Annotated in this window: 23 protein-coding genes and 1 pseudogene; 10 read left to right on the forward strand and 14 right to left on the reverse strand. The window is 70.0% G+C overall.

The features are described 5' to 3' along the window. The first annotated feature begins 124 nt into the window (after positions 1 to 124). Positions 125 to 1,165, forward strand: coding sequence for a LuxR C-terminal-related transcriptional regulator (locus tag AB0395_RS25055; RefSeq protein WP_366284409.1), 1,041 nt, complete (start codon positions 125 to 127; stop codon positions 1,163 to 1,165). A gap of 49 nt (positions 1,166 to 1,214) precedes the next feature. Here the strand turns inward: AB0395_RS25055 and AB0395_RS25060 are convergent, their stop codons facing one another. Continuing rightward, entirely contained in the window at positions 1,215 to 1,559 is a 345-nt protein-coding gene (locus AB0395_RS25060) for a 4Fe-4S binding protein (protein WP_366284412.1), read from the reverse strand. A 46-nt stretch (positions 1,560 to 1,605) separates the two neighbouring features. Beyond that, positions 1,606 to 2,604, reverse strand: a complete 999-nt coding sequence (locus AB0395_RS25065) for an NAD(P)/FAD-dependent oxidoreductase (RefSeq protein WP_366284570.1) — start codon at positions 2,602 to 2,604, stop codon at positions 1,606 to 1,608. A gap of 262 nt (positions 2,605 to 2,866) precedes the next feature. On the opposite strand from AB0395_RS25065, the gene AB0395_RS25070 reads away from it, so the two are divergent. From AB0395_RS25070 to AB0395_RS25085, 4 genes are all read left to right on the forward strand, one after another. Continuing rightward, positions 2,867 to 4,114 carry a Rieske 2Fe-2S domain-containing protein gene (locus AB0395_RS25070; RefSeq protein ID WP_366284414.1) on the forward strand — a complete coding sequence of 416 codons (1,248 nt, stop codon included), beginning with the start codon at positions 2,867 to 2,869 and terminating at the stop codon, positions 4,112 to 4,114. A 33-nt stretch (positions 4,115 to 4,147) separates the two neighbouring features. Further along, the gene (locus tag AB0395_RS25075; RefSeq protein ID WP_366284417.1) at positions 4,148 to 5,116 is read left to right on the forward strand and encodes a hypothetical protein; all 969 of its coding nucleotides are present in this window, start codon (positions 4,148 to 4,150) and stop codon (positions 5,114 to 5,116) included. After that, complete coding sequence (locus AB0395_RS25080) at positions 5,113 to 5,991, forward strand: alpha/beta hydrolase (protein WP_366284420.1); 879 nt, start codon at positions 5,113 to 5,115, stop codon at positions 5,989 to 5,991. The genes AB0395_RS25075 and AB0395_RS25080 overlap by 4 nt, the downstream gene beginning before the upstream one ends. Positions 5,992 to 6,249: 258 nt before the next feature. After that, positions 6,250 to 7,128, forward strand: a complete 879-nt coding sequence (locus AB0395_RS25085; protein ID WP_366284423.1) for an alpha/beta fold hydrolase — start codon at positions 6,250 to 6,252, stop codon at positions 7,126 to 7,128. A gap of 76 nt (positions 7,129 to 7,204) precedes the next feature. On the opposite strand, the gene AB0395_RS25090 is transcribed toward AB0395_RS25085, so the two are convergent. The 3 genes from AB0395_RS25090 to AB0395_RS25100 form a co-directional block, all read right to left on the reverse strand. Further along, positions 7,205 to 8,014 carry an IclR family transcriptional regulator gene (locus AB0395_RS25090; RefSeq protein WP_366284426.1) on the reverse strand — a complete coding sequence of 270 codons (810 nt, stop codon included), beginning with the start codon at positions 8,012 to 8,014 and terminating at the stop codon, positions 7,205 to 7,207. Positions 8,015 to 8,210: 196 nt separating this feature from the next. After that, positions 8,211 to 9,542 carry a peptidase dimerization domain-containing protein gene (locus AB0395_RS25095; protein ID WP_366284429.1) on the reverse strand — a complete coding sequence of 444 codons (1,332 nt, stop codon included), beginning with the start codon at positions 9,540 to 9,542 and terminating at the stop codon, positions 8,211 to 8,213. Between the two features lie 262 nt (positions 9,543 to 9,804). Next, complete coding sequence (locus tag AB0395_RS25100) at positions 9,805 to 10,092, reverse strand: sigma factor (RefSeq protein WP_366284572.1); 288 nt, start codon at positions 10,090 to 10,092, stop codon at positions 9,805 to 9,807. 273 nt (positions 10,093 to 10,365) lie between these two features. Between AB0395_RS25100 and AB0395_RS25105 the strand changes: the two genes are divergently transcribed. Together AB0395_RS25105 and AB0395_RS25110 are read left to right on the forward strand one after the other, a co-directional pair. Continuing rightward, the gene (locus AB0395_RS25105; RefSeq protein WP_366284431.1) at positions 10,366 to 10,626 is read left to right on the forward strand and encodes a hypothetical protein; all 261 of its coding nucleotides are present in this window, start codon (positions 10,366 to 10,368) and stop codon (positions 10,624 to 10,626) included. Between the two features lie 175 nt (positions 10,627 to 10,801). After that, positions 10,802 to 11,866 (forward strand): ferritin-like protein, encoded by a 1,065-nt coding sequence (locus AB0395_RS25110; RefSeq protein WP_366284434.1) that lies wholly within the window; start codon positions 10,802 to 10,804, stop codon positions 11,864 to 11,866. 122 nt (positions 11,867 to 11,988) lie between these two features. Here the strand turns inward: AB0395_RS25110 and AB0395_RS25115 are convergent, their stop codons facing one another. Continuing rightward, complete coding sequence (locus tag AB0395_RS25115) at positions 11,989 to 12,108, reverse strand: LuxR C-terminal-related transcriptional regulator (protein ID WP_366284575.1); 120 nt, start codon at positions 12,106 to 12,108, stop codon at positions 11,989 to 11,991. 8 nt (positions 12,109 to 12,116) lie between these two features. Between AB0395_RS25115 and AB0395_RS25120 the strand changes: the two are divergent. Then, a pseudogene (locus AB0395_RS25120) lies at positions 12,117 to 12,212 on the forward strand (hypothetical protein); the annotation flags it as partial. 155 nt (positions 12,213 to 12,367) lie between these two features. On the opposite strand, the gene AB0395_RS25125 reads toward AB0395_RS25120, so the two are convergent. The 4 genes from AB0395_RS25125 to AB0395_RS25140 form a co-directional block, all read right to left on the reverse strand. Continuing rightward, positions 12,368 to 12,988, reverse strand: a complete 621-nt coding sequence (locus AB0395_RS25125; protein ID WP_366284436.1) for an L-threonylcarbamoyladenylate synthase — start codon at positions 12,986 to 12,988, stop codon at positions 12,368 to 12,370. A 220-nt stretch (positions 12,989 to 13,208) separates the two neighbouring features. After that, positions 13,209 to 14,246: a hypothetical protein gene (locus tag AB0395_RS25130; RefSeq protein WP_366284439.1), complete on the reverse strand. Its 1,038-nt coding sequence runs from the start codon at positions 14,244 to 14,246 to the stop codon at positions 13,209 to 13,211. Continuing rightward, positions 14,243 to 15,610, reverse strand: a complete 1,368-nt coding sequence (locus AB0395_RS25135; RefSeq protein WP_366284441.1) for an MFS transporter — start codon at positions 15,608 to 15,610, stop codon at positions 14,243 to 14,245. Before AB0395_RS25135 ends, AB0395_RS25130 begins: the two co-directional genes overlap by 4 nt. 120 nt (positions 15,611 to 15,730) lie before the next feature. Further along, positions 15,731 to 18,187: a LamG domain-containing protein gene (locus tag AB0395_RS25140; RefSeq protein WP_366284444.1), complete on the reverse strand. Its 2,457-nt coding sequence runs from the start codon at positions 18,185 to 18,187 to the stop codon at positions 15,731 to 15,733. A 582-nt stretch (positions 18,188 to 18,769) separates the two neighbouring features. On the opposite strand from AB0395_RS25140, the gene AB0395_RS25145 reads away from it, so the two are divergent. Continuing rightward, the gene (locus AB0395_RS25145) at positions 18,770 to 19,045 is read left to right on the forward strand and encodes a hypothetical protein (protein ID WP_366284446.1); all 276 of its coding nucleotides are present in this window, start codon (positions 18,770 to 18,772) and stop codon (positions 19,043 to 19,045) included. Between the two features lie 156 nt (positions 19,046 to 19,201). Further along, on the forward strand, positions 19,202 to 20,251 hold the full coding sequence (locus tag AB0395_RS25150) for a transglycosylase SLT domain-containing protein (protein WP_366284448.1): 1,050 nt from the start codon (positions 19,202 to 19,204) through the stop codon (positions 20,249 to 20,251). A gap of 76 nt (positions 20,252 to 20,327) precedes the next feature. Here AB0395_RS25150 and AB0395_RS25155 read toward each other — a convergent pair whose 3' ends face one another. The 4 genes from AB0395_RS25155 to AB0395_RS25170 form a co-directional block, all read right to left on the reverse strand. After that, complete coding sequence (locus AB0395_RS25155; RefSeq protein WP_366284450.1) at positions 20,328 to 21,317, reverse strand: hypothetical protein; 990 nt, start codon at positions 21,315 to 21,317, stop codon at positions 20,328 to 20,330. After that, positions 21,314 to 22,522, reverse strand: coding sequence for an MFS transporter (locus AB0395_RS25160; RefSeq protein ID WP_366284452.1), 1,209 nt, complete (start codon positions 22,520 to 22,522; stop codon positions 21,314 to 21,316). Before AB0395_RS25160 ends, AB0395_RS25155 begins: the two co-directional genes overlap by 4 nt. A gap of 4 nt (positions 22,523 to 22,526) precedes the next feature. Beyond that, on the reverse strand, positions 22,527 to 23,960 hold the full coding sequence (locus tag AB0395_RS25165; RefSeq protein WP_366284453.1) for a DNRLRE domain-containing protein: 1,434 nt from the start codon (positions 23,958 to 23,960) through the stop codon (positions 22,527 to 22,529). Between the two features lie 416 nt (positions 23,961 to 24,376). After that, positions 24,377 to 24,973, reverse strand: a complete 597-nt coding sequence (locus AB0395_RS25170) for a dihydrofolate reductase family protein (RefSeq protein ID WP_366284455.1) — start codon at positions 24,971 to 24,973, stop codon at positions 24,377 to 24,379. Between the last annotated feature and the right edge of the window lie 27 nt (positions 24,974 to 25,000).

The raw sequence follows: 25,000 nt of genomic DNA on the forward strand, positions 1-25,000 counted from the left end.
CCGCTGAGCGGACCCGGCGGCCGGCGTGCGACGACGTCTTCCTGGAAGGTGGGGGCGGAGCTAGTCTGGGCGGACGCCTCGGTGCGGGACTGCCCAGCCGAGCGCATCCAGAGTGGAGCACGTCATGGGGAACCCCCTCATTGAGCCGGTCCGGCCGCTGCCGCCCACGCTTGTCGCGGAACTGGTCACCTCACCCTCTCTTGAACAGCTGCTGAACCGCTTCCTCGACGAGGCGCCGCGCTGCCTTGCCTCCTTCGCCGCCGGCGTCTACGTGCACGATCACGCGACCGGGCGTCCCGCCGCCGCGGAGGTGCGGGGCCTGGGCAACTACTACGTGCGCAGCTACGAACGTCACGGCCGGGACCGGGATCCCGTCGTGCAGAGCGCCCTGCGCGACCGCCGGGTCTGCGACAGTGACTCCCTGATGCCGCGGGAGGAGTGGCTGAAGCTCCCGGTCGTGCATGACGTGTTCGCGCCACACGCCATGGCGCGGGTGCTGTGCGCGCCGTTCGTCGTCGGCGCCGAGGTGGCCGGCACGTTGAACCTGGCCCGGCGGGACGGAGAGCCGGAGTTCACCGAGGCGGACCGTGACGCGGCCCGTGCGGCGGCCACGGTGCTGGGCATCGCCGTGTCCGCGGTACGTGAACGTGCCTCGGTCGAGCGCGAGCGCGTCCAGTTGACCGAGGCGTTGGACCGTTGCAGCACACCGGTGGTGCTGACCGACCTGGGGCTGGCGCGACGTCACCTCAACGCGCCCGCGGTCGCCTTGTTCAACCGGCTCGGGGACGCCCGCCCGGAGGTCGAGCGGCTGCTCGACTGCGACGACGACGAGAGGGCGATGGCCTCCTGGACCGCTGACGGCGGCCAGGAGGCCGGGCTGCACCTCACGATCACCTCACAGCGGCTGCCGAGCCAGCCGGACGTGATCGTGTCGGTCATCATCACGCGGAATGAGTCATCGCGTGCGATCGCGCCGGCCCGTCTGGCGTTGCTCACACCACGCGAGGTCGAGATCGCCACGCGCGCGCTCACCGGCCGTCGGGACGGCGAGATCGCAGCCGATCTGGTCATCAGCCAGCACACGGTCAAGCACCATCTCAAGTCGATCTACGCGAAACTCGGCGTGCACACGCGCGCGGAACTGCTCGACCGGCTGCTGTTCTGAAGCCGCCCTCAGGTCCGGGAGCCTGCCTCGAACGGCGGCTCCCCTCCCGTCATGGGGCGGGGTGGCCTGCGACCAGGGCGGTGTCGGCGCCCACCTCGCCGATCTTCCGCGCGCCACCCGGGTCGCCGAGGGGCAGTGCACGGCCCGGCAGCGGCTGCCCGAAGAAGAGGAGGGAATCCTCCAGATGGGCGTTCAACGTCTCGTCCCTGCGGGCGACACGATCCACGACGATCGCGGAGACAGGGCATTCGACCTCGCACGCGCCGCAGTCGATGCACTCGCCGGCGTTGATGTAGCTCTTCCGCTCGCCGACATAGATGCAGTCGACGGGACAGACCTCGACGCAGGAGCGGTCGAGGACGTCGATGCAGTCGGCACCGATCACGTAGCTCATGGATGTCCTTACCGGAGTGGAGGGGTGTTCGCCCCAGGGGGCGGGGTCAGGCGCCGTCGGTGGAATGGCCGGGGAACAGGGTGAGCCCTGGTTCGAGGTCGACGGCCACGTGGTTCATGGCGGTGGCGACCTCACCGAAGCCGACGGACATCAGTTTCACCTTGCCCTCGTAGTCGGTGAGGTCGCCGGCGGCGTACACGCGGGGCAGGTTGGTCCGCATCGACCGGTCGACGGCGACCGACCTCGCCCGGAGTTCGAGGCCCCAGTCCCGCAGCGGGCCCAGGTCGCTGATGAAACCGAGCGCGGCGATCACGTGGTCGGCCGCGAGTACCGTCTCGTCACCGGACCTCGACCGCAGCGTCACCTTCGCGAGGCGGCCCGCCGCCAGGTCTCCGTCAAGCGCGGTCACGTGAGTGTCGGTGTGAATCCGGGTCCGCCCGGCCCGGACGCGCTCAAGGGTGGCCGCGTGCCCGCGGAAGGCGGCCCGGCGGTGCACGAGGGTTACCGAGCGCGCGATCGGTTCGAGCGCGTCCGCCCAGTCCAGAGCACTGTCGCCGCCGCCCACGATGACCACGTCCCGGCCGGTGTGCGCCCGAGGGTCCACCACGAAGTACGACAGGCCCGTGCCGAGCCATTCCTCGCCGCACCCCAGAGGACGCGGGGTTGGAGTGCCGATGCCGGACGTCAGCACGACGGCGCGGGCGTGGACGACCGTGCCGTCGTCCAGCGTCACGACGGGCTCGCCGTCGCGGTGCTCAAGCGTCACCGCCTGCCGGCCCAGGAGGTATGTCGGGGTGAAGGCCGCCGCCTGCTCCAGGAGGGCGGCGACGAAGTCGCGGCCCCTGATCGCGGGTAGCGCGGCGACGTCGCGGATCTCCTTCTCCGGATACAGAGCCGTCACCTGGCCGCCGGCCTGCGGCAGGACGTCGACGACGACGGTGGCGAGGCCGCGGAACCCGGCGTAGTAGGCGCCGTACAGGCCCGTCGGTCCGGCACCGACGATGAGGACATCGGTCGACACGATCTCGGACACGGTCTCGGACATGGTCACCGAAGGCCTCCTGAGGATTAGGCGATGCGCTTCGCCGTCGAATGTAGGAACGGCGTCCCCGGTAGTCCTCCGAGCAGGACCGCTCACCGGACCGTCCGTGAGATTCCTCCGTCGCCCGCGCTGCCGGCCATCGCGGTCCGCTGGGCGAACCGGACTCGTTGTCCGCCCTTCCGGCCGGATGGTCTGCTCTCGGGACCGGCATACGGCGATCTCGATCGCACCTGGAGATGCCGCGGTGAAGACCCGTGGAGCAGACATGACCGAGACCGTGAACTCCCAGCCCGTGCCCGCCCAGGTGAGGCCCACTCCGGCCAAGCCGGTCCGGAGACACCGCGCGGGGATGTTGCCAGGCCGCCAGGACTGGTCGAGCTGGCCGCACTACCAGGGCGCCGGGGCCGGCTTCCGTGGCTACTGGTACCCCGTCTGCTTCTCCTCGCAGGTCGGAGACAAGCCCCGCGCCGTCACCCTGCTCGGTGAGCGCCTGTTCGTCATCCGCGACAGGGGCAAGATCTACGGCATGAAGGACCGGTGCCCCCACCGGGGGGTGCCGCTGAGCCACGGCGACAAGCAGTTCCCCGGTACGATCTCGTGCGTCTACCACGGCTGGACCTTCGACCTGGAGACCGGCGACCTCAAGGCCGCGATCACCGACGGCCCGCTGTCCCCGATCTGCGGCAAGGTCACCCAGCCGACCTACGACGTCGAGGAGCGCCTCGGCCTGGTCTGGGTGTACATCGGCGACGGCGAGAAGCCGCACCCGATCGACGAGCAGCTCCCCGAGGAACTGGTCGGCAACCCGGCGGTCGTGGGCCAGCGGATCCAGGCCCGCGCGGGCAACTGGCGGTTCGCCTGCGAGAACGGCTACGACGAGGGACACGCCAAGTACCTCCACCGCACGGCGCTGTGGCGGCTGTTCAAGCCGATGCCGGTCTGGAACACCACCAAGATCGTCAAGCGTGGCCGCTGGATCTACCGGGTGCAGCAGGAGCAGTACTGGGAGGCGGACTTCCCGGGGCTCGGCACCTGGTCGGGGACGGCCTGGTACAAGGCCCGTCGCCCGAAGGGGGTCCAGAACATCGGCAACACCGCTTCGCACCGCGAGGTCAACCCGACGATCGCGGCCCAGGAGTTCCCCGGCTTCGCCTCCGTCAGCATGCCGGGTGTCCTGCGGATCGCGTACCCGACCTTCATCCACTACGAGTTCTACGTGCCGGTGGACGCCGACAACCACCTGTACGTCGGCATGCTGGCCGACTTCAAGAAGGGCGTGAAGACGCTGCCGTTCTACGCGAAGTACCTCGGCGCGGTGCGGTGGCTCTTCCACGGTCAGTTCTCCGGACAGGACAAGTGGATGGTCGAGGTCACCGACGCGCCGCCGGAGAAGCTCTACCGCCCCGACGACTCGCTCCTGCAGTGGCGCAAGCTCGCCGAGGACACCACCGAGGAACGGCTGGAACGGCTGCGCGCCCAGGGCATCGAGCCCACCGACCCCACCGCGGGCTGAGCCGCGGCCCCACAGAGAAACGGAGCCAACCCGATGTCCGACATCGTGCTCGGGGTGGGGGCGTCCCACTCAACCCTGATGAACACCCACTGGGACCAGGTCGTGCACACCGACCGGGCCGAGGCCTTCCGCGGTGCCCTGGACACCGCCCGGCGGCGCGTCGCGGAGGCACGCCCGGACGTGGTGGTGATCGTCGGGTCGAACCACTTCCGTGGTTTCTGGCTCGACCTGATCCCCGCCTTCACCGTGGGCGTCGGCGAGGTCGTCGCGGCCGGCGAGGCGGGGACCCCCAAGGGCCGGCAGAAGACGGACCCCGGGTTCGCGCAGGCGCTGGCGGCCGACCTCGTCGAGGCCGGAACCGAGGTGGCGATCTCGGCCCGGCTGCAGATCGACCACGGGCAGTCGCACGCGATCCAGTACCTGCTCGACGGCCTGGACGTGCCGGTGGTGCCACTGGTCGTCAACGTCTTCGCCCGGCCGCTGCCCACGCTGGCGCGCTGCGTCCGGCTCGGCGAGAACCTCGCCGCGGCCGTCGGACGGATCGCCGGGGAGCGCCGCGTGGTCGTGATCGCCTCCGGCGGGCTGTCCCACAGGCTCCCGTGGCCGAGCGACTGGACGGATCCCCAGGGCGACGACGAGGCCTTTCTCGTGGACGCCTGGATCAACGGGCGAGGCGAGTGGGAGCGGTACGACAAACGGCGCCGGGAGATCATCGTGGCCGCCCGCCCGACGATCTCTCCCGAGTTCGACCGGGAGTTCCTCGACGACCTCGAGAACGGCCGCCTCCGCCGTTACGCGTCGATGACGACCGCCGAGGTGGAGTCCGCGGCAGGGAACGGCGGCCAGGAACTGCGCACCTGGCTGGTGATGGCGGCCGCCCTCGGCTTCACGCCGGGCACACCACTGGTCTACGCGCCCATGCCCGAGTGGCTCACCGGAATGGGCGTGGCCGTGCTCGATCCCGCCGCCGCCCCCGCCACGGCCTCAGGAGACCACCGATGACGCGCCTCCCCTCACCCCCGGCCGGCGCCGCACCTGAGAGCCGCTTCGCCGACGCCGGCGGCGTCACCTACCACTTCCACGAGCTCGGCGCGGGCCCGGATACGATCTTCCTGCACGGCGGCGGCCCCGGGTGCACCGGCTGGAGCGACTTCGGCCCGGTCACGCCGTACTTCTCCGCCGACCGGCACTGCCTGATCGTGGACATCCTCCAGTATGGCAAGTCCGACAAATGCCGCATCAGTGGCCCTATGTGGGACTTCCACGCCGCCAAGACCGTCGCGCTCATGGACACCCTCGGCCTGGAACGGGCCGACTTCATCTGCAACTCCTGGGGCGGCACCATCGCGCTGTGTCTCGCGGCCCGGTATCCCGGCCGCGTCCGCTCCCTCGTGGTGACCGGCAGCATGCCGGTCTTCTACGGACCGCTCGCGCCCCTGCCCGAACGCGGCCACCGCGGCCGCGCCGCCCGCGACATCTACTACGGCGGCGAGGGACCCACCCGCGAGAAGATGCGAAACCTGATCACCCGGCTGGAGTGGTACGACGCCGGCCGCCTGCCCGAGGAGACCGTCGACATGCGATGGCGGCAGAGCCTCGACCCGGGAGAGCGGGAGCTCGCCGCGATGTCGGACTCACCACGCGGAGACTGGCAGGACCTCACCGACGAGCTCGGGCGGATCGAGGCACCGGTGCTCTTCGTGTGGGGACGGGAGGACGCGTTTCTCACCCCGGACTACCCGCTCATGCTGTCGCGCATGGTCAAGCGCGGAAACCTGCACGTCATGGAGCACGTCTCCCACCACCTGCAGGAGGAACGGCCCGCCGCCTACCACGCGGTCGTCGACGGGTTCCTCCGCTCCGTCGACCACCCGTGACCCGGCCCGCCCGTCGGCCACCCGTGACCCGGTCCGTCCCGGGGGACCGCCCGTGATCCGGCCCGTCCCGGGGATCGTCCGTGACCCGGGCCGTCCCGGGGACCGCCCGTGCGCGAACCGCTGACCCTCTCCGCGGTGCCGGCCAGGGCCCGCGCGCCGCGGAGGACGCCCGCCCGGAGCGACACCCGGGTGCACCACGTCAACCGGCACCGCTGAGCGCCGGGAACCGCCCGACCCCCTCGACCACTGGAGCAACCCATGACTTCCAGCACCATCGTTCCCACCATCTGGACCGAACTGGCCGGTGTCGACTTCCGGGTCACCACCGTCGACGCCGGTGGGATTCCGACCCGCTCCCTCCAGGCGGGCACCGGCGAACCGGTGATCTTCCTCCACGGCACCAGCGGACACTTGGAGGCCTTCGCCCGCAACATCGGCGACCACGCCAGGCGGTACACCTGTCACGCCATCGACATGCTCGGTCACGGATACACCGGCAAGCCGGACTTCCCCTATGAGATTCCCCGCTACCGCGATCACCTGCTCGCCTACATGGACGCCAACGGAATCGAGTCCGCCCACATCGTGGGGGAGTCACTCGGCGGATGGGTCGGCGCCCGTACGGCGATCGACGCGCCGGAGCGAGTCGCCTCCCTCCAGTTGCTCTGCGCCGGAGGCACCGTGGCCAACCCGCAGATCATGGAGCGCATCCGCACCACCACCCGGGAGGCGGTCACCAGGGACGACGTCGAGCTGACCCGGGCGCGGATGCGGCTGCTGATGGCCGACGCCGAGGACGCGACCGAGGAACTGGTCGCGATCAGGCACACCATCTACCACCGGCCCGACTTCGTCGCCAGCATCGACAACCTCCTGTGCCTGCAGAACATGGAGACCCGGGTGCGGAACATCCTCCGCTCGGAACACCTCGCCCGGATCACCGCGCCCACCCTGATCGTGTGGGGCCGTGACAACCCCTTCGGCGAGGTACCCGAGGCCGCCGCGATGCACGAGGCCATCGCGGGCTCGGAGCTGGTGCTGTTCGACGAGTGCGGCCACTGGCCCCAGCACGAGCAGGCCGCGCGGTACAACGAGGTGAGCCTCGCCTTCCTCGCCAAGCATCCGGTCTCCAGGTGAGGAACCAGAGTTCTCGCGCGTACCGCTTTTCGCTGAGGCGGGCGCCGAGCAGGCGGGCGGCCGTCCTCCCGGTCGGTCAGCCCGTCGCCTGGAGCGTGCGGGAGATGCCGAGTGCGGCGGTGCGTAGCGCGGCCGTGAACCGGCCCTGGTTCATCCGGAAGGTGGGGGCCGTGATCGACAGCGCGCCGGCCAGCGTGCTGGCGTCCGCGAAGACGGGTACGGCCAAGCTCGTGTAGCCGAGCCTGGTCTCCTCGGCCTCGACCGCGAGACGTTCGGCCCGGATCTTGTCGAGCTGGGCCCGGAGCCGTCCGGGCTGGATGATCGTCTTGTGGGTCAGGGGAGTGAGGCCGTGCCGGACGACCTCGTGGAAGAGCACCGGGGGTGAGAAGGCGATGATCACCTTCCCGGTGGCGGTGCAGAACAGGGGGAGCCGCCCGGCGACCCGGGACTGCTTCCGCAGTCCCCGGTGCACCATGAGCTTCTCGACGTACAGCACGTCGAGGCCCTCATGGATGGCGAAGTGGACCGTCTCCTGGGTGGCGAGCAGCAGGTCCTCCATGTAGGGCAGGGCCGCCTCGCGCAGGATCCGCTGCCGGGGCACCCGCTGGCCGATTTCGAAGAGCCGCAGGCCGAGGCGGTAGCGGTTCCCCGCCCGCTCCAGCACCCCCCAGCCGAGCAGTTCCTGGGCGAGCCGGTGCACGCTGGCCTTCGCCACCCCGGTGCGCCGGACGAGCTCCGCGAGCGAGAGGGAATCGTCCTCCGCCGTGAAGGCTTCGATGATCAGGCGCGCCTTGCCCAGGACGGAGTTCATCGCCTCGGCGTCGCCGGTGCACGCCGGAGTGGTGACCGCCGCCGATCCGGGACGGGCGAACGGAAGCGTTGTCATGGCAGGGACCTCCCGGTTGCTTCGGAGACCTGCGAAGAGTTTGGCTCGTTCCATGGGAAACCGCCACCCCCGGCCGTCGTGACGGGGACCCGGGCGGACGCACCGGCGGTGGCGCGATCTCCGCATCCCCCCGGGCGGTGGGCGCGGACGGGCGTCAGGGTGCTGTCCGAGGGGTCCGCCCCGGGCACCGTCCCAGTCATACGCCCACCTCTGATCGGGACCGGGTGACCGTGGTGACGGCGGTGCGGATCAGATGCCGGGTGAGCCGTTCCATCTCCCGGACGTCGGCGGTGTTCATCCCCATGGAGAAGTCGATCTCGAACGGCGCATCGGTGACCTTGGGCATGCCGATGCGTACGGTCGGGATTCCCCGGTTCCGCAGGATGTTGGCGTCGGTCGCGCCGCTGTTGCCGCGGATCACCTCGTGCGGGCGTCCCTCCATGGCCTCCCAGGCGGCGGTGGCGCTGCGGACCACCCAGCTCCGCGGGTCGGAGGCGGTGCCGGGGATGGCGAGCACCATCTCGAACGTCACCACGGTGCCGGGCAGTTCGGCGCGGATCTTCTCGATCGCGGCACCGAACTCCCGCTTGGCCTCCATGGGAGTCGTGCGCGGGCTCAGGCGCAGGTCCACGAGCAGCCGGCAGGTGGCCGGGGTGACGGCCGCCATGTGCGGCCGGCCTCCCTCCACCGCGGCGACGATGCCCTGGGGGGCGACCGTCTCGCCGGTGTGCCGGTCGGTGTAGTCGGCGAACCACTCCTCGAGCCGTACGGCGACCTCACCCGCCCGGGCGATCGCGTTCTCGTACGGCAGGCGATGCCGTGAGCCGACATAGGTGTGCACACCGTGGACGGTGACCTCGAACCAGGCCAGCCCCACCTCCTCAGAGGAGACCGTCCAGCCGGGCTTGGCGATCACCGCGAAGTCCGCCCAGACTCCTTGTTCGAGGAGGAACGAACAGCCGACGCCCTGCCCGACGTTGCGCCGCCCGCCGCCGGGCGGCGCGTTGACGGGCATGCCGCCAGCCCCGAACGCGACCAGCAGGTCCCCGGTCAGCGGCAGCCCGGCGCGGTGGACGGCCTCGGCGGCCATCAGCACGCAGGCGGCGTGGCCCTTCGGGTTACCGGCGCCGAGCCCGATCACCAGGTCGCCCTCGACACGGGCGGCCGGTCGCATGTCGGGGCGCGCTCCGGGGCCGGTCCACGGAACGTCCTCGTCCTCGCGGCCGGTGGTCAGCGTGTCGAGCGGCGCGTACAGCATGAGGTCGGGGCCGCTGCCGTCGCCGCGCAGCCGCCCCCACGCGTTGGCCTGCCGGTCGTCGAGCGGCTGGGTCGCCGCCGTGATGCCGGCGGCCGTCAGGGTGTCCGTGATGTGCTCGGCGAGGCGGCGTTCGCCGCCGGTCGGGCTGGGGACGTTCACCAGGCCGCAGAGCAGTTCTCGCAGCCGGGCCGCGTTGACGTGCCGCCAGGCCGCCGCGACCTGGTCACGCCGGTGGCGATCGAGGCCGGCCAGTCCGTCCGGGACCTTCACTGGTTGATCCGGCGGACCTGGGTGTTGCTGGTCCGGGCGAACCAGCGCCAGAGCGCCGGTGCCGCCGCGAGGGCGCCGCAGACCAGCAGGATCAGCGGAATGCGTGGCATGGGATCTCCTCGGGGGGTCACGTCGTGCCGCTCGCGGCCCGCCTCTCGGCGGACTCCTGTCGCCTCGGCCATGTCGTGATGATCGGCCGAGCGGAAGGGCTTGCCCATGGAAACGTCTCGTTCAGCGGAACGAGGTCCGGACGTGGTCGCGTTCACGGGTGCGGTGTACGGGTGTTTCCCGGCTCGCACCATGCGCCTTCCCGGGACCTGCATGATCGAGCGGGCGGGCTGATGACGACCGAGCGGTCGGTGCGAGCCCATCGCAGCCACGTCTCCTGCACCACGTCCTCGGCCTCGCCCACGTCTTGCAGGACGCGCAGACCAATCGCGAAGAGCCGGGGCGCGGTGCTGACGAACGCCGAAACGGCTCCGTCCCATTTTCTGATCGACCGGTCATCGGTCTGCTCCGGATGGTCTCTGTGCGACTCCAACAGGTTCATGGTCACGATCTCGGCTCCGTTCGCACCCCAGCATCCGGCGATGCCGCTGTGATCACGGTCGTTTCTCGAGCCTCTCCATCGCGCCCTGGTCGATACCCTGGCCCGGGCCGCTGGGGCCCTGTGGTGGGTACCGGGGCGTAGCACGAGCCGCTTCGTTCGATCAGGTCCCCGGCGGCGCAAGACCGGCCCGCGCCGCTGAAACCGCCCGGCAACCCGACGCCGTGACCGCCGCTATCCTCGACGCCGCCGACCACGCGGAGGAGTGACACTCCCATGCCTGCGATTCTCACGGGCGAGGGGCTGGCGGAGGTGCTGGCCGGGGCGTCGACGGTGATCGATGTGTCGAATTCGCCGTCGTTCGCGCGGAAGGCGGTGGTGGAGTTCTTCCAGACTTCCACCGGCAACCTGCTGGCGGCGGAGGCGGTAGCGGGTGTGGGTCGTCATGTGGCGCTGTCGGTGGTGGGCACCGATGATGGCGCCGCCCTGGGCGAGATCCGCTACCGCGACTGGCTCAAGCAGAACACCACCCGGTAACAGCGGCTCCTCGCCACGCTCAAGCACATGTTTCGTCCCGGTGGACGACGGGAATTCGCCCATCGCCAGAACCGCGCCCCCGCCGCCCGCCCTGAGCGCGGCCGGCCATCAGAAAGAAGTCGCCGGCGATCACGTTGCGCGAAACACCCCTTCTGACAACGAAGGTAGGACTCTGATGACGAATCTGGAACCGCAGGGGACCGTCACCGTTCCCGGGCCGGCACGGATCGACACCCTCGACAGTCTGCGTGAGCACCTGCAGTGGGCGATCGAACTGGAACACGCAACATTGCCGCCATACCTGTGCGCGCTGTACTCCCTGGATCCGGAGCGCAACCCTGAGGCAACGGAGGTGGTGGGCGGCGTCTTCGTCGAGGAGATGCTGCACCTGGCGCTGGTCGCGAACCTGCTCAACGCCGTCGGCGGCCAACCGCGCCTCGACATGCCGGGGGTGTTGCCGCCCCATCCCCGGAGGCTGCCCCACAGCGATTTGGAACTGTCGCTGCTCCCGTTCGGCCCGGAGGCCCTGGAGATGTTCCTGCGCCTGGAACGGCCTGCGCCGCCCGGTGCCCCGGCGGAAGGCGACGGCTACGAGACGATCGGGCAGTTCTATGACGCGATCGAACAAGGACTGCGTGACCTGTGCGACCGGCTCGGCGAGCGGGAGGTTTTCTGCGGCGACCCCGCCCGCCAGGTGAGCGGCAGCCATTTCCGGCACACCGCGGGTTCGTTGTTCGCGGTGGAGGATCTGGAGTCGGCGCTGGGGGCGCTGGAGGAGATCGTTGAACAAGGTGAGGGCACGGCCCGGGGCGAGGTCTGGGACGGAAACCAGGACGTCTTCCACCCCGATCGGGACGAGGTCGCCCACTACTACCGCTTCCAGGAACTCAAACTCGGCCGGCGCTACCGGCGCGGCGACACCCCGCAGTCCGGGCCAACCGGCGAGCCGATCTCGATGAACCTGGCCGCCGTGCACCCGATGCGGCCCAACCCGCGGCTGTCCGATCACGCCCAGGGCAGCGCCATCCGTACCGCGCAGGAAGAGTTCAACCGCACCTACTGCACCCTGTTGAACCAGCTGGAGCAGGCCTTCAACGGCGACCCGAACCTGCTCGGGGTCGCCGTCGGCACCATGTACGCGATCAAGCCCCAGGCCAACGCCCTAATGCTGATGCCCGACGAGGACGGCACCACGGCCGGCCCTACCTTCGACTACGTGCCACCGGAGCGACGCTCATGAGCGTCGAGATCACCGCCTCCCCGCCGCGCACCACCCTCGACGACCTCGAAGGTGCGAGGGCGGCGCCCATTCGGATCTGAAGGGGCCGGTCAAGATTCCATCGTCGGTCCCGTGCCCGTGGGCTATCCGGTACCCGGCGCCGCCCGGTCGAGCGTGGCCTTCAGCTCGGCGCGCCCCCTGATGCCGAGCTTCATGAAGACCTTGCGCAGGTGGTACTCGGCGGTGCGCGCGCTGATGAACAGCCGCGCCGATGTCCCGGTTCGTGAGTCCTTCGCGCGAGGCGCGCCACGAGGAGCGGCTGCACGCCGCGCTGAACGACCGGCGGGTCAACAGGGTCAACCTGCGCCGAGAGTTTTTCCGTGCCACGTCCGCGGAGGTCAGGGATCTGCTGGAGCAGATCGTGGGTCGGTATCTGCTGGAGTACCGGGACGTTCCCGAAGCGCTGGAGTGGCGGCAGTCGGTTCACACGACGGCGGGAACGTCCTGGATGACACCGATCGCCTACTCGAAGAGGGATGGGTCTCCGGCGCCTCTGCGGAGAATCTCGGGTTCGTCCTGGGAGAAGTCGACGACCGTCGTCGGTACGGCGCCGCATTCGCCGGAGTCGATCACAGCGTCCACCACGTGGTCGAGTCTTTCCTTGATCTCCCATCCCTGGGTCATGGGCTCGGTCTCATCGGGCAGCAGCAGGGTGCTCGACAGCAGCGGTTCGCCGAGCTCGGTCAGCAACGCCTGCGTGACGACGTGATCGGGGATCCGAACGCCGACCGTCTTCTTCCTGGGATGCAGCAGCCGCCGTGGCACCTCCTTCGTCGCAGGCAGGATGAACGTGTAGCCGCCGGGAGTCGCCGCTTTGATCGAGCGGAACAAAGCATTGCTCATGTGGACGAACTGGCCAAACTGGGCGAAATTTCCGCACATCAGGGTGAAGTGATGGTCGTCACCGAGGTGGCGGATTTCCCTGATCCGGTCGATGCCCTCCTTGTTTCCCAGCCGGCACCCCAACGCGAAACATGAGTCCGTCGGGTATGCGATCAGCCCGTCCGCCTGGAGGAGATCGATCACCTGACCGATCATCCGAGGTTGCGGGTTGTCCGGATGCACGTCGAAGTACTTTGCCATGCATGTGAGCTTAGAGAGCGTTCGATGTTGTGAGTCCTGTCCGATCCTGGTTTTTAGGTTCCGCGCACGTTCGGGGGGTTTCGCTGGTGAGGTGACGAGGCACGGTGTCGGTCATCGCGAGGTGGATCATGGCTTCGGAGGTGGCGGGCACGGCCTCGTGGTGCCGGAGATGGGGCCGCGCGCCGCTGGAGTGGTCCGTGCGGAGGTTCGGCGGGCGGGGTCAGCGTAGTGGCCGGTCCGCGGCGGGGGCTCGGACGGTGGGTGAGTCGGCGTCCGGGATGAGCAGGCGCGGCGCGCCGCCGCGCAGGGACACGACCCAGACGTCGGCGTTACGGCCGCCCGCGCCGCCTTTGGGCACCGCGTACATCACGTGGTCGTCATCGAGCCACGCCGCCTGGTCGTCCACGCTTCGGGTCTCCGCGAGCGGGGTCTCGACGCCGGTCGCGAGGTTGAGGACATGGAAGCGCCAGACGTCGGAGTTGAGCCCGGTTCGCTTCTTGTAGGCCAGGCGCAGGCCGTCCGGGGACAGGGACGGGCACTCGACGTTGTCGCGCAGGGCGGTGAGGGTGCGCCGCCCGATGTCGCCCTCGACGAGGTATCTGCGGTCCTGGGTGGCCACGGTGGCGAAGAACCGCTCTCCGCCGGGGACGAACGTCACCCCCCACACGTTGCGGTCCGCGTTCTCGTTCGGCTGCCCGTTCAGCAGGAACGTGAACCGCTCGACGTCGCCGGCCGGGTCGCCGCCGACCCGGCCGATGACGGTCTCGGTGGAGAAGCCCTCGGAAAGGTAGGAGTGCCCCGTCACGAAGGCCGTCGTGGCGTAGTAGCGGCCGTCCTCGGAGATCCGGGCACGGCTCGGGATCCCGTTGAGCGGGATCTCCTCGCCGGGCCGGAGCCGATCGTCCAGAAGGGTGGCGGCGAACGGCTGGATCGGGTTGCGCGTCTGACGCAGGCAGAGACCGCCCGTGGGTGAGGCGGCCGTACGCTCGCAGCGGGTCGGGAGAACGACACGCTCGCGCCGTACATCGGCGGCAGGAAGCACGGCGATGTGGCCGAACGCGGGCCCGGGGCGTAGCGACCGGAACACGATCTGCCGCCCCTCGGGCAGCTCAACCGAGCCGCCGCCCCGCTCGCCGCCGGTCGCGCTCGCACGCAGCACCGAGGAGGCGACGCAGCTCGCGGCCACGGCGATGACGAGGACTGTGATCACCATCATGATCTTGCCGTCCCTGATCCCGCGCTGGCTGAGCCGGGTCATCGGGCCTCCGTCCTGCGGTTGCGGGCTCGTGTGATCATCGGTACGGCCGTGAGCAGGGCGGCCGTGAGGGCTGCGGCGAAGGTCCACACGGCGGCGTCGCCCTCGGCGGCCGTCCAGACCGCGCCGAAGACCACCGCGCCGAGCGCGCGCCCACCCGCCACCGCCGCCTGAACGACGGAGATCCCGGTCGCCGTCAGTTCGGCGGGAAGGAGCGGCGCGGCCGCCGCGGGCAGCACACCGTCGGTCGCCGCGTAGTAGGCGCCGAGGAACACCAGGCACAGAACGGCCCCGGCGACCCCGCCGGTGAGAACGGCGGTGAGGTACGCGCACAGCAGCAGGCCGTACCCGGCGCTGAAGACACCGTTCCTGCCGTATCGATCGGAGAGCCGGCCGAGTGGCAGGGCCAGGGTGAGGTAAATCAGGCTCGTGCAGACGAACAGCAGCGGGAACCAGCGGGTCGTGACCGACTCGTTGCGCAGCAGGACGAGGTAGAGGAAGCCGTCACCGATCGTCGCCGCCGACAGTACGGTCGCGGCGCAGAGCAGCCGCCGGAACCCGCCGATCCGCAGCAGCGCCGCGACGTCGCGAAGCGAGACCGGTCGCGCCCCGGAGTGCGAGACCGGCGCACCGGCCGTGCCCGCCACGGCCGGGCGCCTCGCGGACGCGTCGTGCTCCGGCACGCTGTGTTCTGGCACACCGTGTTCCCCCACGTGGTGTTCCGGCGTGTGGCGTTCCGGTCCACGGTGTCCCGGTGTGTGGTGTTCCGGTACGCGGTGGATGAACAGCAGTACGCCGAGGACGGCGGCGCAGAACGAGACGACGAAGATCATGTCGAAGTCGCCCGGCGCGAGCGCGAGCAGTCCGAACGCGACGACGGGGCCGAGCAGCGCGCCGGTCGCGTCGAGGGCCCGGTGTACGCCGAAGGACCTGCCGAGCCGGTCCCGCGGACTCGCCGTGGCGATGAGCAGGTCGCGCGGCGCGGTCCGCAGCCCCTTGCCCGCGCGGTCCACCGCCACCGCCGCCGACAGCGCCCCCGCGCCCGCCACGGGGAGCAGCATCAGCTTGGCGACGGCCCCGAGGGCGTACCCCGCGCCCGCCACGAGCTTGGGACGGCGCAGCCGGTCCGCGAAGAAGCCGCCGAGCAGCCGCACCAGGACGGTCGCGCCCTGGTAGAGGCCGTCCAGCAGCCCGTACGCCAGGGGAGTGAGCCCCAGGGCGAGGGTCGCGAACAGCGGCAGGACGGCCGTCACCATCTCGGTGGAGACGTCGGTGATCAGGCTCACCAGGCCGAGGACGACGACGACCCGGGGTACCCGGGCCGTTGATCTCGTGCCGTGCGGGATGTCGCGTACTGATACGTACACGTGGCCTCCGAGGGAAACCGGCGAACGAGGCCGGCTCAGAGCGGGCGAGAGTCGGCACAGGAGGTCGGGCAGGACGGACGGGGCGGCAGACGCCGCCCCGTCGGTCGGTGCGGAGCCGGGTCAGCCGGTGCCCGGGAGCGGCTTGCCGGAGGAGAAGGTGTCCAGGACGTTCCCGGTGATGGTGGCGATGTCGTTGTCGTAGTTGTTGTAGAACAGGCTGCCGGCCCAGGCGATGGAGCTGGCCGCGAAGACCGCGCCCCCCTTGGGGTAGTAGGTGAGGGCCACGTCGCCGCGGACCAGCCAGTTGACGGTGCCGCCCTCCATGAGGTTGGCGGTGTTGTTCTCTTCCTTGACGAACATGTACTCGTCGCCGAAGCCGGTGCCCGAGCCCAGGACGATGGTGTTGTCGGCGGTGCCCAGGGCGTAGTCGGCGCGGTCGAGCTCCTCGCCCATGGGGCCGCCTCGACTCTGCAGGGAATCGAAGTCGCCGATGGGGCCGGTGGCCTTGACGCCGTCGAAGACCCAGGCGGCTTTGGGGTCGTGGCTCTGGGGGGAGCGGTCCAGGGGGCGGTTGTACAGCCCGGTGCCCAGGCGGGAGCCGAAGCCCTGAGCGGTGAAGCCGACGCCGGCCAGTTGCTGCGGGGGACGGCCGCGGAAGCGCCACAGGCCGCCGAATTCGCCGGTGGTGTTGTGGTAGTACTCGCCGGGGGCGCCCTGCCAGGCCTCGGTGCCGTCGTGGCGGCGCAGCTCGGTGTAGGTGCCGGTGCGGTCGAGCGGGGTGACCCAGTAGAAGCCGTTGCCGCCCAGATACATGAGGCGGCCGCCGTCGTTCAGCCAGCCTTGCAGGGCGTCGAGCATGGGCGCCGAAGTGTACTCGGGGTGGCTGCCGGTGAGGACGACCTTGTAGTCGTCCAGCAGCTTCCTGCCTTCCCGGTGCAGGTCGTGATCGGTGATGTAGTCGACGGTGTGACCGGTGGACTCCAGCCAGTCGATGATGTGGGTGTCGGCCTCGAACTGCCACGGCCTGCCCTCACCCTTGAGGCCGGAGGCGTACGGCCGCAGGTTGGTGAGCGGGCGCAGGTGGGAGGAGTAGACCACGCCGCTGCCGTCGGTGTGCTGGGAGTACTGGCTCATCCCGCTCACGAAGTAGCCCGTCATGCCGTAGGCCAGGTAGCTGAACGTCGGCACCAGCAGGGCGATCTTCGAGGTGGGCCTGCCGTGCTTGGGCCGTACCACGAAGGTGGCGTGGTAGACGCGCCCGTCCGCCTCCAGCTTGGCCGCGTACACGCCGCTGCGGGCGTCGGCGGGCACCCGCCAGGTGAAGCTGGGCTCCCAGGTGGCGTCGCCCAGGTCGTCGTCGTGGAAGTACATCGCCCCGTACTGCTCGGGCACCTGTTTGAAGTCCTGCTCCTCGGCCTGCCAGTTATGGCCGGTGACGGCCCGGACCGGCAGGTTGACCGCGCGGCCGCGCAGATGGTTGCGGGAGGTGTCCACGACCTGGTCGGTGTCCATCTTCTGGGAGAAGTCGAAGGCTGCCACCGCCCGCCCGGCCGGTCCGCCGCGTCGCAGGGCCTGGATCTCCCGCTCGTCCAGTGCCCGGTCGTACACCCGCGGGGCGTCGATCTTGCCGTTGTAGAACCCGGTCGGCCGGTCCCGGTCGCCCTGGTAGGCGGCGATCAGCAGCGGGGCGGTGGCGTTCTTCAGCCCGCGGGCCTCGATCGTCCGGGTGACGACGGCCTGGGAGTCGTTGGGAAGACCGGTCAGCGGATACTGGTACAGCCCCACCTTGCCGGTCCCGGCGTCGTACGAGACCGCGGCGAAGTACCAGCCGGAGGAGTTCACATGCTGCGGCCGTACAGCGCCGCCGGGTTCGACGCCCCGCAGCGCCGGGGCCCATGGCTTCAGCTTCACGCCGGTACTCACCGTCTGGGTGCGCCCGGCCCGATCGGCCAGCCGCAGGCCCAGCCCGCCGTCCCGGTCCACGAACATGCCGTATCCGGCCTTTTCCGTCTCCGACCACTTGGTCACGATCCCCTGGACCGCTCCCGTGCCGACGGGGGTTCGCCGGTAGGCGATGGGGTTGAGCGTGGAACCGGGGACGGTGGTCGGCGCGATCCACGCCGTGATGGTGAAGCTTCCGTCCGGCCGCAGGTCGTCATCGTCGGGAACGGTCACGTACGAGCCCAGCGGCAGCGTCTGATACCGGCCGGGGTACTCCTTGTTGACGTCGGACTCGATGACCTGCTCCTTGATGCCCGGCCCGCGCGGATCCGCGTCACCGTGCACCACCCGCACCATCGTCGCCCGAAACGCCGGGCTTTTGGTGCTCACCATGAACTTCACGGACTCGCCCGGCTGGACACTCAGCCGGTCCGGATACCCGCTGATTCCGAGACCGTCCAGCGACTCCTGGGGCGTTACCGGATCGACGGGGAGCGGGGGCGGATCGACCTTCGGGGTCTGAGGCCACGTCGCCGCCGCTGCCCCAACCCCCATGGACAGGGGCCCGGATCCACCGATCACGGCGATCAACGCCGCGATCAGCAAAGCCGTCCCCACTCGTCTGCGCGCAATCACTCGATCACCTCTCTGCCGGCCCCGAACCTTGGCCACACGAGGACGACGAGCCGTCTCAACGACGCGGCGACGGTGCGACCGCTGTGCCGACGCGATCGAACGACGCGCGCTCCCATCACCTCGCGGAGAACGTGCGCTATCTCTTCTTGTCGCAGAATTGACTTCAAATTAGAACAAAAGGTAAGGGCGTACCAGAGAGTGCAACGTTGGTCACCTGGCCGATAGCGGCCACGGCTTGCCGTACGTGATCCCGTCATCTCGTCGGATCACCCCACATCGCCTCGGGCGATGAACCCGGGGCGGAGTGAGCCGTACCAGGTCTCGTGAAAGCCTGAGATTTCCTCTTCGGGACACCCGTGGCATCGGATCGTTCCACCGGCAAGTACCCGCGTGGGGCCGGGAGGGGGCCGGAGCCCCCAGGTTTTCGCGAGCCACGGTGGCGATCGACACCCGATGCCGAACGCCGCGGTAACGGGCCTGTGCCCTGCTCATCTTCTCCCGAGGGTGGGCGGGGCGCTTTCGGTTTGCCTGAGTGTGCGGTTTAGGATCGCCCGGAACGCACCACCCGGGGGAGATTCGCCGATGTCCGACTATGAGTTCCCAGCCGACCTGCTTGAGCTCCAGCGCGCCTACTGGGCGGCGGACGCCCGTGTGCTGGAGGTGACGGAGGCGTTGCCGCCGTCGCCGGCGATCGTGGCGGGGGAGGCGGAGATCTCCGAGGAGCAGCGGGCCGAGCTGGCCGAGGCGCGCGAACAGCGCCTACGGGCCCTGGAGGCGATGAACAACCACGCCTGGTGGGCAACGGTGCCCACCAGGTACGCGGCGTGGATGGCGCTGCAGAAAGCCGCCAAGGCCTGAAGGCACGCCGCTGCACCCGCCACAAAACAGATGTTCAGTGCCACGCGCGAGGCGAAATCGGCTGATCTGGCACGGCGGGCGCTCGCCGCCGTCACCCGGGGAAACGGTCTGAGAGATCACCGCTCGGGTACGTTGGGGCCGGTGGAGGATCAGCGCGTGAGGAGTGAAAGGCCGGGGCGTGGTCACCGGCCCGGCAGGCAGGCGGCGGCCGTGGAGGACGTAGCCGACAGCGGGCGGCCGGGCGGGCGCGCGGGCAGGCTGGTCGCCTCGCTCGTCGGGCTGGCCGTCGCGATCTCCGGCTGTGCCGCCTCGCAGGGCGCTGCCTCACCGGCGGCTTCCGGCCGTACGGCGACGCGGCCGGCCCAGGAGCGGTCGGAGATGCGGCCGGCTCAAGAGCAGTCGGCGACGCCTCCGGTGAAGGAGTCCGCACGTCAGGTGTACGTCCCGCCCGCCCCGGACGCGGCGATCCCCCATGACCCGTCACGGCTGGCCCGTTCCCTGAGCGAAACCATCGCGGAACTCCGGCGCGCAACGGACGACTGGGTGCGCGAGGGAGAGTCCGCCAAGGGGCATCCCCCTGAGCCGGTGGTGCTGCTGGCCCTGTACCAGCAGCGTGTCTACCGTTACCTGGCCCGCAATCCGAAGGTCGCCTCCGGTGTCTACGCCAGCTTGCCGAAGGCCCTGGTCGGGCGGGTGAAGGACAACGTGACGGCCATCCGGGATCTGCTCTCCCTCGTCCACCCCGTCCGCGACCCGGCGAAACTCCGCGTCGAGCCGCCCGAGCCCGCGGATGTCCTGCTCGGCCACTTCCGGCGTGCCGAGCGCCGGTTCGGCGTCGAGTGGGAGGTGCTGGCGGCGGTGATGTTCGTGGAGACCAAGTTCGGCCGCGTGCGGTCGCCAAGTTACGTGGGCGCCAAGGGACCCATGCAGTTCATGCCCGGGACCTGGGACGCCTACGGAATGGGCGGTGACATCGACGACACCGGGGACGCGCTCCTCGCGGCGGCGAACTACCTGCACGCCTCGGGGGCGCCGCGCGACTATCGGCGGGCACTGTACGCCTACAACCACTCCCAGGCGTACGTCGACGCTGTGCTGTTGCACGCGCGTCAGATGAAGCGGGACATCAGGGACTACTACGCGTACTACAACTGGCAGGTCTTCGTGGTCACCACTCACGGCGAGCGCCGTCTCACCGGCCCCTGACCTCTCGACGCCCTCGCCGGTTCGGCGATGCGGGCTTGTGGCGCCTCCGGCTTCCGGACAAGCCGGAGGCGCCGTGCTACCGGCCGGCCGCGAGGACCTCGGACGGGGCCGGTGAGTTGGCTCCCGGGACCAGAAGCCGAGGGGTGCCCGTGCCGTCGGCGGGGACGGACCAGGTGTTGTTGGTGCCGTCGCTGGTCTGCAGCGCGTAGGCGACGGTCTGGTCGTCCAGCCAGGCGGCCTGGTCGTCCACGCTGCGGGTCTCGGCCAGGGGCGTGATCCGTTGGGTGGCCAGGTCCAGGACGGACAGCCGCCAGCCCTTCTTCGGATCGGCGTCGATGGCGGACTTGTAGGCGATCCTGGTGCCGTCGGGGGACAGGGACGGGCATTCGACGTTGTCGCGCAGCGTTTTGACCGTCCTCGCCGCGAAGTCGCCCTCGACCAGGTGGCGACGGCCGTTCGTGGACATCGTCGCGTAGAAGCGGTTGTCGTCGGCGGTGAACGTGACGCCCCAGAAGTTGACGTCGGCGTTGCGGTACGGGTGGCCGTCCAGCGTGATCGTGAACTCCTCCAGGGACTTCACCAGACGTCCCGTGCGGGTGTCGAGGATGCCCGCCCTGGTGGAGAAGCCGGTCGTCGCGTACGAGTGCCCGTCGATGAACAGCGTCCAGGCGACCATCCTGCCCGTGGACGAGACACGCAGCCGGTTCGGGAAACCCGTCAGCGGCAGGGCCGAGCGCTCGCGCAGGGACGCGTCGAGGACGATCAGGCCGGTCGAGCTGAGCGGCCCGACGGGTTTCAGGCAGGCGACCGTTCCTCCGGCGGTGTAGGCGCGGTCACACTGCAGTTCGGTGACCTCGCGCGGACCGCCGGGGTCGGCGCGGGAGACCGTTGACAGGCGACCGTTGGTCAGCACCTGCAGGCGCGGGCCGCCGCCCACCGGGCTGGATCCCGTGGCGACGGGCGGCCGGTCCCTGGCCAGTGCCGTGTAGGCGACGGCGACCCCGGCGAGCAGCAGGGCGGCGAGGACGGTCACGAGGACGCGTATGCGCGGGCTGAGAGCGATCATGACTCCTTGGCGAGGAGGAACGCGGTCAGGGGCAGGGCGATCGCGGTCGCGGCGGCGGCGACCAGGCAGGCGGGTCCCGTTCCCCAGGCCTGCCAGGCGAGCCCGAACAGCACCGAGGAGACGGCGTAGGACAGGGCCTGGCCGCTCTGCACCAGGGCCATTCCGGTGGCGCGCAGCTCCGGCGGGAGCATCGACCCCGCCAGCGCCATCAGGATGCCGTCGGTCGCCGCGTAGAACGTCCCGTAGAGCGCCAGCACCAGGACGATCAACGGCCAGCCGCCGAGCGGGCCGTCCAGGAGCAGGTAGACGCCGATGAGCGTCGCGTTCCCGCAGATGAACACCTTCAGCCGTCCGATCCGGTCGGCCAGCCTGCCGAGCGGGGCGGCCAGCAGCAGGTAGACCAGGCTCGTGCCGACCGCCAGCATCGGGAACCAGCCGATGCCCAGCTCGACGCGCCGCTGCAGGACGAGGTAGACGAACCCGTCACCGATCGTGACGAGGCCCAGCAGGCACGCGGCCGGCAGCAGACGGCCGCGTCCGAGCCGGGCGACGGCCCGCCACGACACGGCGGACGGGTGGGGACGGGTCCCTTTGGCGTTCGGCACGAACAGCACGAGGATGAGTACGGCCAGCAGCGCGACGCAGAAGCTCGCCATGAAGACGGGCCCGAACGCCCCGCCCCCCAGCGCGAGCACACCGAGCGTGGCGATCGGCCCGAGGAAGGCGCCGACGGCGTCCATCGTCCGGTGCACCCCGAACGCCCTGCCGAGCCGTTCCTGCGGGGTGGCGAGGGTGATCAGCGCGTCCCGGGGAGCCGTGCGCAGGCCCTTCCCCGCCCGGTCCGCCGTGATCACCAGTCCGATGAGCGGTCCCGAGGTCCCGGCCGCGAGCAGCCCCAGCTTGGCGAACGCCGAGAGCCCGTAGCCGATCCCCGCGACGGTCTTGTGGCGGTTGATCCGGTCGGCGACGTATCCGCCGACCAGCCGCAGCAGCACGGTCGCGCCGGTGTACAGACCGTCGATGACGCCGTAGGCCGCCGGGCTGAACTGCAGCCCGACGACCAGGTACAGCGGCAGGATCGCGGTCACCATCTCGGCCGACACGTCCGTCACAAGACTGACCGTGCCGAGCGCGAGCACCGTGCCGCCGACGGCCCGTACGGGGCCGCCGGCGGCTCGACTCCTGTCGAGAGTGGAGAGGTACACGTCGTCAGTGGCAGGCGGTGGTGCCGCTGTCGGTGAACGTCTTACCGGCCTCCGGCACGAACTGCCAGCTGTAGCTGTTCGGGTGGAGGGTGACCTTCAGGACGCCGTAGGTGTCGCTGTTGCGGACCTCGCTGTTGGGCAGGATCGTCCCGAACGAGTAGTGGCTGGCCCCGCCGGACCCGACGACGAAGTGCCGGATGCCGCGCGTGTTGTCGAGCTGGTTGGACGGGTTGATCGGCGCGAACCGCTCGTACTGGTGGTTGTGGCCGGTCAGGATCAGGTCGGCGTTGTTGTCGTACAGCGCCTGCACGATCGGCGCGACCGAGGTGTCAGGCGAGTGGTTGGCGCCCGAGGTGTAGCGCGGGTGGTGCCACATCGCCACCGTGCACGGCTTGGTGTTGGCGGTCAGGTCGGCGCGCAGCCACGTCTCCTGGGCGGACCCGGCGTTACAGCCGCCGATGGCCGAGCAGTTGGAGTTGACCACGATGACGTGCCAGTTCGAGCCGATGTCGTAGGAGTAGTACCCCTTGGACGGGTCGCCCGCCGCCGCGCCGAAGTAGCCGTAGTAGCCCGTCGCACCGGAGGTGTTGTAGTCGTGGTTGCCCGGGACCGGCTTGGTGCGCGCCTTGTGACGTCCCCAGGTCGGGTTGTAGTAGGTGTTGAACTCGGAGGTGGTCCCGCTGTCGTAGACGTTGTCGCCGAGCGTGAAGACCGTGCCGGGGATGTTGTCGAGCAGCGCGGCGGTCGCGGTGTCACCGGAGCCCGAGTTGGAGATGTCGCCCGCGCCGACGAGCACCGGGTCGCCGGACGTCGCGGTGGGGGTGGGGGTCGGGGTGGGCGTCGGGGTCGGGGTCGAGCCCGCGTCGGTGGTCACCACGAGCTGGGGCGCGGTCGCGGCCCCGCTCTCCCGCGAGTCGTAGTCGGCGCCGTTCGTGCTGGAGGAGGTGACGCCGATGCTGTAGGTGCCGTTGCCGGTCACGTACGGCGTGACGTCGAGCTCATACCAGGAGTTCTGGGTGACCGCGCCGAGCGTGCCCAGCGTGGCCCCGTCGATGGACGGCTGGTTGTTCCACGTGGTGCCGGTCTCGGACCAGGTGGTGTTGCTCAGGCCCTTGAAGGTACCGCCGACACTGCTCTCCGCACCGGCCACGTCGTCGACGTGGACGCGCAGTTTGACGTTGCTGATCGTGCCGGTGATCCCGGTGACGGTGAACCGCAGGAACATCCGTTTGATCGGGGAGTTGTCGACGCCCAGCTGCCCGGACGTACCGTAGTTGGTGCTGGTGTGGCTGTTGTCCACATAGGTGTCCGCCACCGGGTTGAAGGTGGCCGTTGCGGCGTTCGCCACGCCTCCGGACAGGGTCACGGCCGCGAAAACGGCCGCGCTGCCGACGGCGGCGGTCGTGGACGCCACCGTCAGTTTCTTGCGTCGGAACATACGCTTGCTCCTCGTACGCGGGGGGTTGGGGGGGCAAGCAAGGACGCTAAGTCGCCCAGGACTCGATCCGATGAGCAGAAATGAATCAGACGGAGTCGAGAAGGTTAATGACCCACATATCAACCGGGAAAAGCATGGTGGGCGCATCCTGGTCATGACTGTCTGACTGCCGAGCATGGCGACATCTACCGGAATCTCTGGTGTTTCTACACCACATCGCCTGGAAGCTCAGGGGTGGGGATTTTTGCGGCATATCCCCCCGGGGAGGCGCTGTCGTATCTCGATCGGGGAGGCGCTGTCGTATCTCGATCGTTCCCGCGATCCGTACGGGAACTCCTGCCCGCACGGATCGCAGGCGGATCACTCGGACGCCCGCTTCGGGGCGCGGTGTCCTTCGGGACGCTCACCCGTCCGCCTCAGGACGCGGTGTCCTTCAGGACGCGGAAGCGAAGGTCCGTCAGCTGCCTCGGCCGCCCCCGGCCGATCTTCTCCAGGCTGGTGCGCCTGCCGCCCGGCCCTCCGAAGAGCCGGACGCCGTCCCCCAGCAGCACCGGCACGAGGTGGATGAGGATCTCGTCGACCAGCCCCTCCTCGACGCACTGCCGGGTGACGTCGGCACCGAACATGACGACGTTCTTTCCCCCGGCCGCGTGGAGGGCCGCGGCGACCGCGTCGCGGACGTCACCGGAGAGGAAGGTGACCGCGGGCTCCTCATCCCGGGCGGGGGAGGGGCGGTGCGTGAGGACGAACACGGGGCCGCTCCAGGCTCCGCCGTAGATCCCCTCAAGACCGCCGTGGATGCTCTTCGCCTCGTCGTACCATCGCCTGCCCGCCAGCACGGCGCCGGTGGTCCGGATCGTCTCCTCGGCCGCGGCCGACGGCTCGGAAGGGTGCTCGAAGACCCAGTCCATCGCGCCGCCCGGCCCCGAGATGAAACCGTCCAGCGACATCGTCACATGCCAGAGAACCTTTCCCTCAGGCCTGCCCCTGTCATCTCCGTCCAGGTCAACCATGTTCTTGCCTCCGTAAGTCCGCCGCTC

It is taken from the genome of Streptosporangium sp. NPDC051023 (assembly GCF_040689595.1).
Lineage (GTDB): Bacteria > Actinomycetota > Actinomycetes > Streptosporangiales > Streptosporangiaceae > Streptosporangium.

Coding starts and splice junctions, on each gene's coding strand:
- AB0395_RS25170 (WP_366284455.1), bottom strand. CDS start 24,973: ATGGTTGACCTGGACGGAGATGACAGGGGCAGGCCTGAGGGAAAGGTT.
- AB0395_RS25145 (WP_366284446.1), top strand. CDS start 18,770: ATGTCCGACTATGAGTTCCCAGCCGACCTGCTTGAGCTCCAGCGCGCC.
- AB0395_RS25075 (WP_366284417.1), top strand. CDS start 4,148: ATGTCCGACATCGTGCTCGGGGTGGGGGCGTCCCACTCAACCCTGATG.
- AB0395_RS25155 (WP_366284450.1), bottom strand. CDS start 21,317: ATGATCGCTCTCAGCCCGCGCATACGCGTCCTCGTGACCGTCCTCGCC.
- AB0395_RS25065 (WP_366284570.1), bottom strand. CDS start 2,604: ATGTCCGAGACCGTGTCCGAGATCGTGTCGACCGATGTCCTCATCGTC.
- AB0395_RS25100 (WP_366284572.1), bottom strand. CDS start 10,092: ATGAACCTGTTGGAGTCGCACAGAGACCATCCGGAGCAGACCGATGAC.
- AB0395_RS25105 (WP_366284431.1), top strand. CDS start 10,366: ATGCCTGCGATTCTCACGGGCGAGGGGCTGGCGGAGGTGCTGGCCGGG.
- AB0395_RS25110 (WP_366284434.1), top strand. CDS start 10,802: ATGACGAATCTGGAACCGCAGGGGACCGTCACCGTTCCCGGGCCGGCA.
- AB0395_RS25055 (WP_366284409.1), top strand. CDS start 125: ATGGGGAACCCCCTCATTGAGCCGGTCCGGCCGCTGCCGCCCACGCTT.
- AB0395_RS25070 (WP_366284414.1), top strand. CDS start 2,867: ATGACCGAGACCGTGAACTCCCAGCCCGTGCCCGCCCAGGTGAGGCCC.
- AB0395_RS25085 (WP_366284423.1), top strand. CDS start 6,250: ATGACTTCCAGCACCATCGTTCCCACCATCTGGACCGAACTGGCCGGT.
- AB0395_RS25125 (WP_366284436.1), bottom strand. CDS start 12,988: ATGGCAAAGTACTTCGACGTGCATCCGGACAACCCGCAACCTCGGATG.
- AB0395_RS25060 (WP_366284412.1), bottom strand. CDS start 1,559: ATGAGCTACGTGATCGGTGCCGACTGCATCGACGTCCTCGACCGCTCC.
- AB0395_RS25130 (WP_366284439.1), bottom strand. CDS start 14,246: ATGACCCGGCTCAGCCAGCGCGGGATCAGGGACGGCAAGATCATGATG.
- AB0395_RS25090 (WP_366284426.1), bottom strand. CDS start 8,014: ATGACAACGCTTCCGTTCGCCCGTCCCGGATCGGCGGCGGTCACCACT.
- AB0395_RS25080 (WP_366284420.1), top strand. CDS start 5,113: ATGACGCGCCTCCCCTCACCCCCGGCCGGCGCCGCACCTGAGAGCCGC.
- AB0395_RS25165 (WP_366284453.1), bottom strand. CDS start 23,960: ATGTTCCGACGCAAGAAACTGACGGTGGCGTCCACGACCGCCGCCGTC.